Raw genomic sequence first — 12,591 nt, forward strand, 5'->3', positions numbered from 1 at the left:
GTGGCTGCGGACGGCCCGTCAGGCCTTCTTCGCGCCCGGGAAGCCCAGCTTCTCGCGCTGCTCGTAGTACGCCTTGGCCACCGCCTGGGCCAGCGCGCGCACGCGCAGGATGTAGCGCTGGCGCTCGGTCACGCTGATCGCGCGGCGTGCATCGAGCAGGTTGAAGGTGTGGCTGGCCTTCATCACCTGCTCGTAGGCCGGCAACGGCAAGCCCACCTCGACCAGCTTCTGCGCTTCACGCTCGCAGGCATCGAAGCGGTGGAACATTTCGTCCACGTCGGCGTATTCGAAGTTGTAGGTGCTCTGCTCGACTTCGTTCTGGTGGTAGACGTCGCCATAGGTCACCGGCTGCCCGTCCGGGCCGTAGGTCCAGACCAGGTCGTAGACGTTGTCGCAGTTCTGCAGGTACATGCACAGGCGTTCGAGGCCGTAGGTGATCTCGCCCAGCACCGGGCGGCACTCCAGGCCACCGGCCTGCTGGAAGTAGGTGAACTGGGTCACTTCCATGCCGTTGAGCCAGACTTCCCAGCCCAGGCCCCAGGCGCCCAGCGTCGGCGATTCCCAGTTGTCCTCGACGAAACGCAGGTCGTGCACCAGCGGGTCGATGCCCAGCGCCTTCAGCGAATCCAGGTACAGCTGCTGGATGTTGTCCGGCGCCGGCTTCATCGCCACCTGGTACTGGTAGTAGCGCTGCAGGCGGTTGGGGTTCTCGCCGTAGCGGCCGTCGGTCGGGCGGCGCGAGGGCTGCACGTAGGCCGCGTTCCAGCGTTCCGGACCGATCGCACGCAGGAAGGTGGCCGGGTGGAAGGTACCGGCGCCCACCTCCAGGTCGAGCGGCTGGATGAGCACGCAGCCCTGCTGGGCCCAGAACTGGTTCAGGGTCTGGATCAGGCCCTGGAAGGTGATCGGAACGGTCGGGGTCGCGGACATGCGTACGAGTCTTGGCCGGCAAGGGGGTGCGTTAGTATAACGGCCGACCTGCGGGGCATTCCGTACCCGGGAGGAGCAGGCAGATGGAACATCGGCTGCCGGTGGGCACGCCCGGCGAGCCAGGCGACATCCCGCTGCCGTGGGGACGCCTGCATTTCGAACAGGTCTGCGCAGCGCTGCTGGCCGATGGCCTGGTCGCCGAGCACGACGTCGAGCGCATGCGGTTTTCCGCACAGGGCGCCCGCAATGCCAGCGAAGTGCACCCGCTGGTGCTGCTGTCCAACCTCAAGCTGGCCGCCCACGACGGTGGCGAACTGACCCTGGAACGCCTGACCGAATGGCTGGCCCGGCGCACCGGCAGCCGCTACCTGCGCATCGATCCGACCCGGGTCGACGTCGCCGCGGTCACCGCGCTGGTCTCCCACGCCTACGCCCGCCGCCATCGCTTCCTGCCGCTGGCGGTGGATGCCGAACGGGTGCTGGTGGCCACCAGCGAGCCGCTGGTGCAGGAGTGGCGCCGCGACCTGCAGCACCTGACCCGCCGCAGCATCGAGCTGGCGGTGGTCAATCCGCTCGACCTGCACCGCTACACCATGGAGTTCTACGGGGTGACCCGCTCGGTGCGTGGCGCGCGCGGCGATGTCCGCGGCGAAGCCAGCACCACCCTGCCCAGCTTCGAGCAGCTGGTCGAGCTGGGCCGCACCGGCGACGTCAATGCCGACGACCAGCACATCGTGCACATCGTCGACTGGCTGCTGCAGTACGCCTACGAACAGCGCGCCTCGGACATCCACCTGGAACCGCGCCGCGAGATGGGGCGCATGCGCTTCCGCATCGATGGCGTGCTGCACAAGGTGTTCGAGGTGCCACCGGCGGTGATGACCGCCGTGGTCAGCCGCATCAAGGTGCTCGGCCGCATGGACCTGGCCGAACGCCGGCGCCCGCAGGACGGCCGCATCAAGACCCGCTCGCCGGGTGGCCGCGAAGTCGAGATGCGCCTGTCGACCATGCCTACCGCCTTCGGCGAGAAGTGCGTGATGCGCATCTTCGACCCGGATGCCGCCTTCAAGAGCATCGACCAGCTCGGCTTCAGCCCGCAGGAGGCCGCCGGCTGGAACGCCCTGGTCGAACGCCCGCACGGCATCGTGCTGGTCACCGGCCCGACCGGCTCGGGCAAGACCACCACCCTGTATTCGACGCTGAAGCGGCTGGCCACGCCCGACGTGAACGTGTGCACGGTGGAGGACCCGATCGAGATGATCGCGCCCGAGTTCAACCAGATGCAGGTGCAGGCCAACATCGACCTGGATTTCGCCAGTGGCGTGCGCACGCTGCTGCGGCAGGACCCGGACATCATCATGATCGGCGAGATCCGCGACCTGGAAACCGCGCAGATGGCGGTGCAGGCCTCGCTGACCGGCCACCTGGTGCTGTCCACGCTGCATACCAACGACGCGCCGTCGGCGGTCACCCGCCTGCTCGACCTGGGCGTGCCGCACTACCTGCTGGCCAGCACCCTCAACGGCATCCTCGCCCAGCGCCTGGTGCGCACGCTGTGCCCGCACTGCAAGCAGCCGCACACCCTTGGTGCTGCCGACTGGGCGGTGCTGGCTGATAGCCAAGCTGCATATCCAGATGCCGCCACGCCCTGTCGTCCGGTCGGTTGCCTGGAGTGCCGGCGCACCGGATTCCTCGGCCGCATCGGCCTGTATGAGTTGCTGCCATTGGGCTCGCGGCTGCGTGGGCAGATCCGCGCTGACATGGATCTGGCCGGTTTCACCCGTGCCGCGCGGGCTGAAGGGCTGCGAACCCTGCGCCAGGCCGGGCTTGAAAAGGTGGCGCAGGGGCTGACTACAATCGAGGAAGTCCTGTCAGTCCTGCCGCCCCCGGATGAACCCAGCCCCGTTCCTGATCCTTGAAACCGGCCGCCCGGTGCCGTCGCTGCGCCGCTACGGGCGCTTTCCGCACTGGATCCGCGTGGCCGCCGGGCTGGAAGAACACCAGACCGTGGTGGTCGACGTCGAACACGGCGGTGCACTGCCCGATCCGCACGCCTTCGCCGGCGTGCTGGTGACCGGCTCGGCCGCCTTCGTCACCGACCACGCCGAATGGAGTGAGCGCAGCGCCGCATGGCTGCGCCAGACCGCCCATGCCGGCCTGCCGGTGTTCGGCATCTGCTACGGCCACCAGCTGCTGGCGCACGCGCTGGGCGGGGAAGTGGCCTACAACCCGGCCGGGCGCGAGTCCGGCACGATCGAACTGGAGCTGCAGCCGCAGGCGGCGCAGGACCCGCTGTTCCAGGGCCTGCCGCAGCACTTTGCCGCCCACGCCACCCACCTGCAGACTGTGCTGCGCGCGCCGGACGGCGCCGAAGTGCTGGCACGCTCGCCGCTGGATGGCTGCCATGCCTTCCGCTGGGGGCGCCAGGCCTGGGGCGTACAGTTCCACCCCGAGTTCGCCACCCACCACATGCGCGGCTACGTGCGTGCCCGCGCCGACTGCATCGGCCGCCATGGCGGCTGCGCCCGCAGCATCGAGCGCGCGGTCAGCGCCGCACCGCTGGCCCGCCAGCTGCTGCGCCGCTTCGTTCGCCAGGCGCGGCTGTCTTCAGCCCAGCCGGCGGCAAAACAGGGATAATCGGCGGCACGGGCAAGCGCCCGGCCCCTCCTGTCCTTCCCGGATGTCCATGAAAGAGATTCGCAAGCTGCCGGCCTCGGCGGGCGCCCAGTGGTTGCTGGATACGTTCTCGCTGTACCGGCGTGCGCCGCTGCAGCTGGCCCGGATCGGCCTGGCCTGGCTGCTGGTGAGCTGGGTGGTCACGCTGTTGTCGACGCTGATTCCCGGCGCCGCCGGCATGGCCGTGCAGCTGATGACCCTGGCCATCTCGCCGATCATGTTCGGCGGCATGCTGTACGCCGTGGGCGAGATCGACGAAGGCCGCCCGGGCCTGTCCTCGCACCTGCTGCAGCCGATCCGCGACCACCGCGTCAGCCACCTGCTGGTGCCGCTGGCGATCCAGGTGTTGGCGGTGCTGCTGCTGGGCGCGCTGCTGTTCCTGATGATCGGCCGCGAAGGTTTCACCGCCTTCAGCGAGGTCATGACCAAGATGGAAGAGATCAGCCGCAGTGGCCAGCAGATCAAGCCGGACGATGCTGCGGCGCTGGTGGCCGACCTGCCGGCCAAGCGCATCGCGCTGTGGATGCTGCTGGTGTTCCTGAGCGCGGTCGCACTGTCGCTGGCAATGTTCACCCAGCCGGCGCTGGTGGTGTTCGACAAGCAGAGCGGCATGCACGCGCTGCGCCTGAGCCTGCAGGGCTGCATCGAGAACATCGGCGCGATGATCGTGTTCGCCGTGCTGGGCCTGATCGCCGCGTTCTGCATCTACATCCTGTTCGTGATCGTGATCCAGATCGCGATGCTGATCGGCGGCCCGCTGGCGGCCGCCTTCATCGCGCAGCTGGTGCTGACCACGGTGCTGATGCCGCTGTATGTCGGTGCGGTCTATGCCGCATGGAAGCAGATGTTCGTGCACCGCGGCAGCCGCGCAGCGCCGCCGATCCCGACCACGCCGACCTCGAGCGACATCTTCCACGCCTGACGGAAAAAAGGGGACGGAGGGGATTAAGTCGTTTATGCCCAGCGTGTGCAGCTAACGACTTAATCCCCTCCGTCCCCTTTTGGCTTTTCAGGCGGCGGGCTTCTTGACTGCCGATGACGGCACCAGCCAGCGTGCGGCGTGAATGCCCAGCTCGTAGAGCAGGCACATCGGGATCGCCAGCATCAGCTGCGAGACCACGTCCGGCGGAGTCAGCACCGCTGCCAGCACGAAGATGCCGACGATCGCGTAGCCGCGGCCTTCCTTGAACTGCTGCGGCGTCACCCAGCCCAGCAGGACCAGGATCACCATCGCCACCGGCAGTTCGAAACTGCCACCGAAGGCGAAGAAGATCGCCAGCACGAAATCCAGGTAGGCGTTCGCATCCGGGGTGATCGCGATCACGTCCGGGCTGAAGGTGGTCAGGAAATGGAACACCGCCGGCAGCACCAGGAAGTAGGCGAAGGCACAGCCGGTGTAGAACAGCAGTACCGAAGACACCAGCAGCGGCACCGCCAGGCGCTTCTCACGCGCATACAGTCCCGGGGCGACGAAGGCCCACAGCTGGTACAGCAGCCACGGCACCGCCACGAACAGGGCCACGAAGAACGTCAGCTTCAAGGGCGCGAAGAAGGCGCCGGCCGGATTGGTCGCGATCATCGTCTGCCCATTGGGCAGCTGCGAGACCAGAGGTTCGGCCAGGGCGTTGTAGAGTTTCTGGGTGAACGGCAGCAGCGCCAGCAGCACCACGCCCAGGCCAAGCAGGGCGCGCACCAGACGGCCGCGCAGTTCCACCAGATGTTCGACCAGCGAGCTCTCGCCGAAATCCTGTTCGCTCATGGCTGGCGCTCCGTGCGCTGCGTCGGCGCCGCCGCACCGGCGTCAGCGGCGGTGGTCGCGTCGGGTGCAGCAGGCTCCTGTGCGGGTGCCTCCGCGGCAGGCCCGCCCAGGTGCGGCGGAACGTCCGCCTGCGCGGGTGCGCGTACTTCCTGTACCAGCTCATCGCCCTGCCGCTGCGCCTGCTGGGCTTCGCGACGCAGTGCCTCGCCGCTGGCACGCAACTGGTTCTCGGTGTCCTGCATGCCCTGGCGCACGTCCTGCATCTGCCGCTTGATCTCTTCGGCCTGCAGTTCGCGTTCCAGTTCCTGTTTCACCGAATCCCACTGGTTGCGGGCACGCCGTACCCACAGGCCGGCGAAGCGGGCCGCCTTGGGCAGGCGCTCGGGACCGAGCACCACCAGGGCGACCACCGCGATCACCAGCAGTTCGCTGAAGCCGATATCAAACACCGCGACCGCTCCGGATCAGCGAGGGCTGCGGTCGTGCTCGTCCTGCGCGGTGCGCGAGGCGTCCTGGCTGCGCGATTCATCGCCCAGCTGCGCGTTCGGCTTGTCGTCGTCGCGCATGCCCTTCTTGAATTCCTTGACCGCCGAACCGAGGTCCTTGGCGCCGCTGGTCAGGCGCTTGGTGCCGAACACCAGCAGGACGATGGCCAGCACGACCAACCAATGCCAGATGCTGAAACTGCCCATAAAGACGCTCGTTACGTTAGTGATCAGGCTGTCGAGCATAGCGCACCGGCTGTTAGCCGGCGCGCGTGACGAAAGTCAGTTCCCGCCCAGCGTTTCCGTGCGGATTTCGCCGTCGTTGACCGGCTGGAAGCCCTGCTGCTGCGGCGGCGGCGTCTGCGGCACGTTCTGCAGCGGCGCAGTGGTCGCTTCGGCCGGGGCCGCAGGGGCTGCCTGAACAGGCACAGGAGCCGCCGCCGGGGCCGGACGCGGCGCAGTGCCAGCCGTGCCGTTGCGGTTGTTGCGCGCGGCGTAGGTGGCCTCCTCCAGGCGATCGCGGAAGGCGACCACATCCATCGACGGCGAACCGGCAACCCGCCCTTCGAAGATCATCCGCGGCGTGGTGTTGCTGCCATAAGCCTCCAGGTTGGCGGCATCGTCGATCTGCAGCACCGCGCCATCCAGGGCGACACCGGCGAACAGCCCGCGGGCGCGCGACCACGACCAGATCTCGGCCTTCAGCTGGCCGTCGGTGGCCGCCGCGGCATTGCGGCCCACCGGGCCGGCGGCAACGCCGGCATCGGCACCGAGGGTGAATTTACCGTTGACCAGGTTGTCCAGGCTGCGGTCGTTGCGGAACACCAGCACCACGTCCGAAGACTGGACGCCGGCCTGGAAGCCGATGCTGCCACCGGTCAGCTTGACGAACACCGGGCTCGACCACGCGCCATTGGGCATGCGCACCGACATCAGCCCGTGGCCGCGACGACCGCCAATGACCAGGCCGGCCTTGATCGTGTCGGGAATGACGATGACTGCGCGGCCTTCGTCGAGCAATTTGTCCGGAATACCCTGTTCAGGGATTTCCTGGATTTCGGCCAGCACGCGCACGGCGTTGCGGGCGCGCTGGTCTTCCTGCGGTCCGGCCATGGCCTGGCTGGACAGCAGGCTGGCGGCGATCAGCAGGGCTTGGATCGGGCGACGCATGGCAGGCTCCAGAAGTCAGTCCATAGGAAGATATAGCAAGTGACTGAAATTAGTGGCGTTGTCATGAATCGCCAATGAGCGTTGCCTGCCCGCATTGACGCGGCCTATGCCGGCCTTCCGAACCCTGCATCCCGGCGCGGCGCCGGATCGGCGACAATGCTCCCATGCTCGACGCACCCGATACCGCCGTGCTGGCGGTCAACCTAGGCACGCCCGAGACGCCGACGGCCCCCGCCGTACGTCGTTACCTGGCCGAATTCCTGTCCGATCCCCGTGTGGTCGCGATTCCGGCGCTGCTGTGGCAGCCGCTGCTGCGCGGACTGATCCTGCCGCTGCGCAGCGGCCGGTCCGCGGCCAAGTATACGCAGGTCTGGCTACCGGACGGGTCGCCGTTGATGGTTCATACCCGTCAACTGGCGGAGGCGATGCAGTCCCTGCTGCCGACGCTGAAGGTCCGCCATGCGATGCGCTACGGCGAACCGGCACTGGCCGGCGAGCTCGACCGCCTCGCCGCCGAAGGCGCACGCCGCATCGTAGTGCTGCCGCTGTACCCGCAGTACTCCACCACCACCACCGCCTCGGTCGAGGACCGGGTCGATGCCTGGCAGCGGCGCAACCCGGGCGTGACCGTCAGCCTGGTACGCGACTACTCGGTCGACCCGGGCTGGGTCGAGGCCGTTGCCGGCTCGATCCGCCGCTACTGGGAACAGCACGGCCGCGGCCAGAAACTGATGTTCTCCTTCCACGGCATCCCGCAGCGCCTGGCCGACGCGGGTGATCCGTATCCGCAGCGCTGCGCGGCCAGCGCGCAGGCCATCGCCCATGCACTGGGCCTGGGCAAGGACGACTGGCAGATGGGTTACCAGTCGCGCTTCGGCCGCGAGCGCTGGCTGCAGCCGTATGCCGAACCCAGCCTGTGGGCGCTGGCCGAATCCGGCGTGAAGCAGATCGATGTGGTCTGCCCCGGATTCGCCACCGACTGCCTGGAAACGCTGGAAGAGGTCGCGCTGGGCTTCACCGAAACGCTGGCCGAGCGCGGCGCAACGATGCGCTACATTCCTTGCCTCAACGCCGATCCGGAGCACGCGCGCGCGCTGGCGCGGCTGGCCGTGTCCTCGCTGGCATGAGTCTGCAACCGTTTGAACTCCAGGTCGGGGGCGCACGCGTCGCCGGCCTGCGCACCGCCGGTGACGGCCCGCGCGTGCTGGCCCTGCATGGCTGGCTCGACAACGCCGCCAGCTTCGTGCCGCTGGCCCCGCACCTCCTGTCGTTGCAGCTGGTGGCGGTCGACCTGCCTGGCCACGGCCACAGCGCCCATCTTCCGGCCGGCGCAAGCTACACCACGGCCGCTGCCATCTGCCACGTACTCGACGTCGCCGACGCGTTGGGCTGGGACCGCTTCAGCCTGCTCGGCCATTCGATGGGCGCCGGCATCGCCAGCCTCACCGCCGCAGTCAGTGACCGCGTCGAGCGCCTGGTGGCGATCGAAGCACTCGGTGGCCTGCGTGGCCCCGAAGAGGACACCGCGCATCGCCTGCGCGAACACGTGAACGCGACGCGGGCGCTGGCACGCAAGCAGCTGCGCGTGTTCCCCGACCTCGCTGCGCCGATCCGCGCGCGGATGATGACCAATCAGCTCAGCGAACACTGCGCGCGGCTGCTGGTCGAGCGTGGCGTGGAGCCCGTCGAGGGTGGCTATCGCTGGTGCAGTGATCCACGGTTGATGCTGCCCACGGCGATCCGCCTCAGCGAGGGCCAGATCGACAACCTGCTGCAGGCGATCACCTGCCCGACGCAGGTGATCTACGCCACTCCCGCGCAGCCCTACTATCCCGAACCGATGCGCAGCGATCGCCTGCGGCACCTGCGCGATGGACGGCTGGCGGTGTTTCCCGGCAACCATCACCTGCACATGGAAGATCCGGCGCGGGTCGCCGAAGTGATCCTGCGCTTCTTCAGCAACGACAACGCCGGCTGAGCGCAGGCGAGCACGCGCTTCACTCTGCGCGTTCGCGGCCGATACACCAGTTGCGGGCCCTTGCGCCCGCTGCACGCGGGCCCGGTCGGGCCTGCGGCGTGTGTCTGGTTCTGCAAGGAAGTCCGCATGCCCGCTCTGCTGCACCGTCACCCACAGGATGTGGCCACGGTGTCCCGTCTCCGCGTCGCTGATCGCGCCGCATTCCTCGAATTCCCGACACATGCCCCGGTCACGCCCTGCTGCGTGCGCTGCGGCGTGGTCGTTGTCGTCTGCTGATCCAGGAGCCTCCGATGTCCATTGCATCCTCCCGTCCCCCCGATGCCGCCCGCCTGCCGCATCTGCAGCAACTCGCCCGCGGCGCTGACCGTCGACTGTTGATCGGCAGCGCGACACTGGCCGTCGCAGGCCTGGCGTTGGCCCTGCGTGGCCCGCAGGTCGTGGCCGCTGCGTGCATGGCGGCTGCGGTGCTGCCGGCGCTGTGGCTGGCAGGTCCATTGGCCGGCCGCAGCATCGCCCGCAACGGCCTGGCGGTCCTGGTCGCGCTGCAGTTGGCCCTGGCATGCACCATCGTCGGCCTGTCGCCGGCGCTGCCGATCGCCGTGCTGCTGGGGATGCTGCTCGGCCATCGCGATCGTTTGCCGGTGTGGCTGGCCGGCAGCGTCGGCACGCTCGCGCTGCTGGTACCGCCGCAGGCGGGTGCTGCACTGTGGCCGACGCTGCTGCAGGCCGCGATGCTCGCGGGGCTGACCCTGTTCCTCGGCCAGGTCGCGCAGCGGCTGCGCCAGCAGACCGAAGCACTGGGCCATGGCCCGCGTCGGCTTGCCGCACTCGCACGCGATATCGCCACGGGTGCCGATCTTGGGGCACATGCCGATACCGGCGCCTATGCACCGGGTTCGCTGGCCCACGCGCTGGCCGACACTGCGCGCCACGTGCAGGCCCAGCGGGGACGCGAAGCCGCGTCGCATGCCGAGAACGCGCAGATCCGCCAGGCACTGGATGCGTCGCGCACGGCGATGATGATTGCCGACAACGACCATGTGATCCGCTACGTGAACCGCTCGGTGGTCGCGCTGCTGCGCAACCAGCAGGCGACGTTGCGCCAGGCCTTTCCTGATTTCGACGCCGAGCGCCTGGTCGGCAGCAGCATCCATCGCTTCCACGCCAACCCGGACCGCATCCGCGCGATCCTCAACGGCCTGCAGGTCGCGCACAACGGCAAGGTGCAGATCGGCCCGGTGCACTTCGCGCAGGTGGTCACACCGGTGTTCGACGCGCAAGGCGTGCGCCTGGGCTTTGCCGTGGAGTGGCATGACCGCACCCAGGAGCTCAAGCTGGAGAATGCCGTCGCGGACATCGTCGCCGCCGCCGCCGCTGGCGACCTTGACCAGCGCCTGCAGCCAGCGGAGGGCGCCAGCTTCCTGGATGGCCTGACCGGTGGCATCAACCAGCTGCTGGATACGCTGGGCAGCACTGTCGACGAAGTGCGGCAGATGCTCTCGGCGCTGGCCAGCGGCGATCTTGATCGGCGCATGCATGGCGAGCATCACGGTGCGTTCGCCGCGATCCAGCGTGATGCCAACGCCACCGCCGCCCAGTTGGCACGCATGGTCGGTCGCATCCAGGAATGCGCGTCTTCGATCAGTACCGCGGCCAGCGAGATCGCTGCCGGCAACGGCGCATTGTCCGAGCGCAGCGAGCGCCAGGCCGCGCATCTGCAGGAGACCGCTGCGTCGATGGAAGAGCTGACCGCCACCGTGCGCCAGAATGCCGCCCATGCACGCGAGGCCAGCCAGCTGGCGGTCACTACCCAGGCCGCCGCCAGCGACGGCAATGTCGCCATGCAGCGGGTGGTCGACACCATGCAGGCGATCGAAGGCGCCTCGAAGCGGATCGGCGACATCACCGGCGTCATCGATGGCATCGCGTTCCAGACCAACATCCTCGCGCTCAACGCAGCGGTCGAGGCCGCACGCGCCGGTGAGCAGGGCCGCGGCTTCGCGGTGGTCGCCAGTGAGGTGCGCGTGCTGGCGCAGCGATCGGCCGCCGCGGCACAGGAGATCAAGAAGCTGATCGATGAGGCCGGCCGCCAGGTCGGCGAGGGTGCCCAGCTGGTGGCCGATGCCGGCCTGCGCATGCAGGGCATTGTCGGCGGCGTGGAGAATGTCAGCCACTTGATGCATGAGATCTCCGCGGCCTCGCAGGAGCAGTCGATCGGCATCGAGCAGATCAACCAGACCGTCGTGCAGATGGACCAGGCCACGCAGCAGAATGCCGCGCTGGTGGAGGAAGCGACCGCCGCCGCACGCGAGCTGCAGTCGCAGGCAGGCACGCTCACCGAGGCGGTGTCGGTGTTCCGCCAGCAGGAACTGCACGGAGTGTCGCGGGCAGCGTGATGAGGTCCTGCGTCGCGCGTTGAGGAAAACGGCGCCCGCAGGGCGCCGTTTTTTTATTGCTTAGGCTTGTCGCAGGAACAACCCATGCACGCATGACGTGGTTCTAACGGTAGTGCCGGCCGCTGGCCGGCTGGGCCTGCGAAGCGTAGCTGCCACCCTTGGTTGGCATCGCTTTTTGCAGGAACACCCCATCCACGCATGGCGTGGATCTACTCTTGATCCGCCTGCCCTCGGTAGCTGCGAACCTTGGTTGGCACCGTGGTTGCGCGTGGAGCCCCCCCCACGCATCGCGTGAATCTCCCGGGACGATGCTGGGCCATGGGGTTGCCGGCCAGCGGCCGGCACTACCCGCATGTTCTGCGCACAAAGAAAAACCCCGCTGCGTGAGCAGCGGGGTTTTGGGTATAAACCCTGGCGATGACCTACTCTCGCATGGCTTGAGCCACACTACCATCGGCGCAGCTGCGTTTCACTTCCGAGTTCGGGATGGGATCGGGTGGTTCCACAGCGCTAATTTCACCAGGGAGGCTTTTGGAGAGTCGCACTCGTCCCTAGGGGACAAGGCGCCAGCCTCGCATAGTTCTTGTGACGTAGCGTGCACTTGGATGCTCTTACGACGTTGTCGTAAAGCCAAGGCAACTTGAGGTTATATGGTCAAGCCGCACGGATCATTAGTATCAGTTAGCTCAATACATTGCTGTACTTACACACCTGACCTATCAACCACGTAGTCTACATGGTTCCTTCAGGGGGCTTGTGCCCCGGGAGATCTCATCTTGAGGCGCGCTTCCCGCTTAGATGCTTTCAGCGGTTATCGCTTCCGAACATAGCTACCCGGCAATGCCACTGGCGTGACAACCGGAACACCAGAGGTTCGTCCACTCCGGTCCTCTCGTACTAGGAGCAGCCCCTCTCAAATCTCCAACGCCCATGGCAGATAGGGACCGAACTGTCTCACGACGTTCTGAACCCAGCTCGCGTACCACTTTAAATGGCGAACAGCCATACCCTTGGGACCGACTACAGCCCCAGGATGTGATGAGCCGACATCGAGGTGCCAAACACCGCCGTCGATATGAACTCTTGGGCGGTATCAGCCTGTTATCCCCGGAGTACCTTTTATCCGTTGAGCGATGGCCCTTCCATACAGAACCACCGGATCACTAAGTCCTAGTTTCCTACCTGCTTGATCCGTCG

Annotated in this window: 11 protein-coding genes and 2 rRNA genes (1 of these 13 cut by a window edge); 6 read left to right on the forward strand and 7 right to left on the reverse strand. The window is 67.5% G+C overall.

All coding sequences use genetic code 11. The features are described 5' to 3' along the window. Window positions 1-18 precede the first annotated feature (18 nt). Window positions 19-930, reverse strand: coding sequence for a glycine--tRNA ligase subunit alpha (gene glyQ / locus NSQ78_RS21405; RefSeq protein ID WP_014648902.1), 912 nt, complete (start codon window positions 928-930; stop codon window positions 19-21). An 83-nt stretch (window positions 931-1,013) separates the two neighbouring features. Between glyQ and NSQ78_RS21410 the strand changes: the two genes are divergently transcribed. Genes NSQ78_RS21410 through NSQ78_RS21420 form a run of 3 tightly spaced genes read left to right on the forward strand, consistent with a single transcriptional unit; the run spans window position 1,014 to window position 4,528 of the window. Beyond that, window positions 1,014-2,849 (forward strand): GspE/PulE family protein, encoded by a 1,836-nt coding sequence (locus NSQ78_RS21410; protein WP_049471097.1) that lies wholly within the window; start codon window positions 1,014-1,016, stop codon window positions 2,847-2,849. Continuing rightward, a complete protein-coding gene (locus NSQ78_RS21415) occupies window positions 2,821-3,567 on the forward strand; it encodes a glutamine amidotransferase (RefSeq protein WP_049471095.1) in 747 nt (248 codons plus the stop codon). The genes NSQ78_RS21410 and NSQ78_RS21415 overlap by 29 nt, the downstream gene beginning before the upstream one ends. Window positions 3,568-3,616: 49 nt before the next feature. Beyond that, window positions 3,617-4,528: a BPSS1780 family membrane protein gene (locus NSQ78_RS21420; RefSeq protein ID WP_064239539.1), complete on the forward strand. Its 912-nt coding sequence runs from the start codon at window positions 3,617-3,619 to the stop codon at window positions 4,526-4,528. An 87-nt stretch (window positions 4,529-4,615) separates the two neighbouring features. Here NSQ78_RS21420 and tatC read toward each other — a convergent pair whose 3' ends face one another. From tatC to NSQ78_RS21440, 4 genes are all read right to left on the reverse strand, one after another. After that, on the reverse strand, window positions 4,616-5,365 hold the full coding sequence (gene tatC, locus NSQ78_RS21425) for a twin-arginine translocase subunit TatC (RefSeq protein ID WP_005420449.1): 750 nt from the start codon (window positions 5,363-5,365) through the stop codon (window positions 4,616-4,618). Beyond that, entirely contained in the window at window positions 5,362-5,814 is a 453-nt protein-coding gene (gene tatB / locus NSQ78_RS21430; RefSeq protein ID WP_049471089.1) for a Sec-independent protein translocase protein TatB, read from the reverse strand. The genes tatC and tatB overlap by 4 nt, the downstream gene beginning before the upstream one ends. Window positions 5,815-5,829: 15 nt before the next feature. Continuing rightward, a complete protein-coding gene (gene tatA / locus NSQ78_RS21435) occupies window positions 5,830-6,057 on the reverse strand; it encodes a Sec-independent protein translocase subunit TatA (protein WP_049471087.1) in 228 nt (75 codons plus the stop codon). Window positions 6,058-6,132: 75 nt separating this feature from the next. Further along, complete coding sequence (locus NSQ78_RS21440; protein WP_049471086.1) at window positions 6,133-7,020, reverse strand: YSC84-related protein; 888 nt, start codon at window positions 7,018-7,020, stop codon at window positions 6,133-6,135. Window positions 7,021-7,184: 164 nt separating this feature from the next. Here NSQ78_RS21440 and hemH point away from each other — a divergent pair, with 164 nt between their 5' ends. The 3 genes from hemH (at window position 7,185) to NSQ78_RS21455 (ending at window position 11,394) form a co-directional block, all read left to right on the forward strand. Further along, window positions 7,185-8,147 (forward strand): ferrochelatase, encoded by a 963-nt coding sequence (gene hemH, locus NSQ78_RS21445; RefSeq protein WP_064239540.1) that lies wholly within the window; start codon window positions 7,185-7,187, stop codon window positions 8,145-8,147. Continuing rightward, window positions 8,144-8,998 (forward strand): alpha/beta hydrolase, encoded by an 855-nt coding sequence (locus tag NSQ78_RS21450; RefSeq protein WP_064239541.1) that lies wholly within the window; start codon window positions 8,144-8,146, stop codon window positions 8,996-8,998. Before hemH ends, NSQ78_RS21450 begins: the two co-directional genes overlap by 4 nt. A 290-nt stretch (window positions 8,999-9,288) precedes the next feature. Next, complete coding sequence (locus tag NSQ78_RS21455; RefSeq protein WP_064239542.1) at window positions 9,289-11,394, forward strand: methyl-accepting chemotaxis protein; 2,106 nt, start codon at window positions 9,289-9,291, stop codon at window positions 11,392-11,394. Window positions 11,395-11,803: 409 nt separating this feature from the next. Here NSQ78_RS21455 and rrf read toward each other — a convergent pair. Both rrf and NSQ78_RS21465 read right to left on the reverse strand, forming a co-directional pair. Beyond that, window positions 11,804-11,918: ribosomal RNA gene (rrf, locus tag NSQ78_RS21460) — 5S ribosomal RNA — on the reverse strand. Between the two features lie 126 nt (window positions 11,919-12,044). Beyond that, window positions 12,045-12,591: ribosomal RNA gene (locus NSQ78_RS21465) — 23S ribosomal RNA — on the reverse strand; it runs 2,333 nt beyond the window's last position.

Source organism: Stenotrophomonas sp. FSL W7-1447 (assembly GCF_037966425.1).
Classification (GTDB): Bacteria; Pseudomonadota; Gammaproteobacteria; order Xanthomonadales; family Xanthomonadaceae; genus Stenotrophomonas; species Stenotrophomonas pavanii.

What these genes read in the sequence shown, in the direction of transcription:
- glyQ (WP_014648902.1), bottom strand. Translation starts at nt 930, where the DNA reads ATGTCCGCGACCCCGACCGTTCCGATCACCTTCCAGGGCCTGATCCAG.
- NSQ78_RS21410 (WP_049471097.1), top strand. Translation starts at nt 1,014, where the DNA reads ATGGAACATCGGCTGCCGGTGGGCACGCCCGGCGAGCCAGGCGACATC.
- NSQ78_RS21415 (WP_049471095.1), top strand. Translation starts at nt 2,821, where the DNA reads ATGAACCCAGCCCCGTTCCTGATCCTTGAAACCGGCCGCCCGGTGCCG.
- NSQ78_RS21420 (WP_064239539.1), top strand. Translation starts at nt 3,617, where the DNA reads ATGAAAGAGATTCGCAAGCTGCCGGCCTCGGCGGGCGCCCAGTGGTTG.
- tatC (WP_005420449.1), bottom strand. Translation starts at nt 5,365, where the DNA reads ATGAGCGAACAGGATTTCGGCGAGAGCTCGCTGGTCGAACATCTGGTG.
- tatA (WP_049471087.1), bottom strand. Translation starts at nt 6,057, where the DNA reads ATGGGCAGTTTCAGCATCTGGCATTGGTTGGTCGTGCTGGCCATCGTC.
- NSQ78_RS21440 (WP_049471086.1), bottom strand. Translation starts at nt 7,020, where the DNA reads ATGCGTCGCCCGATCCAAGCCCTGCTGATCGCCGCCAGCCTGCTGTCC.
- hemH (WP_064239540.1), top strand. Translation starts at nt 7,185, where the DNA reads ATGCTCGACGCACCCGATACCGCCGTGCTGGCGGTCAACCTAGGCACG.
- NSQ78_RS21450 (WP_064239541.1), top strand. Translation starts at nt 8,144, where the DNA reads ATGAGTCTGCAACCGTTTGAACTCCAGGTCGGGGGCGCACGCGTCGCC.
- NSQ78_RS21455 (WP_064239542.1), top strand. Translation starts at nt 9,289, where the DNA reads ATGTCCATTGCATCCTCCCGTCCCCCCGATGCCGCCCGCCTGCCGCAT.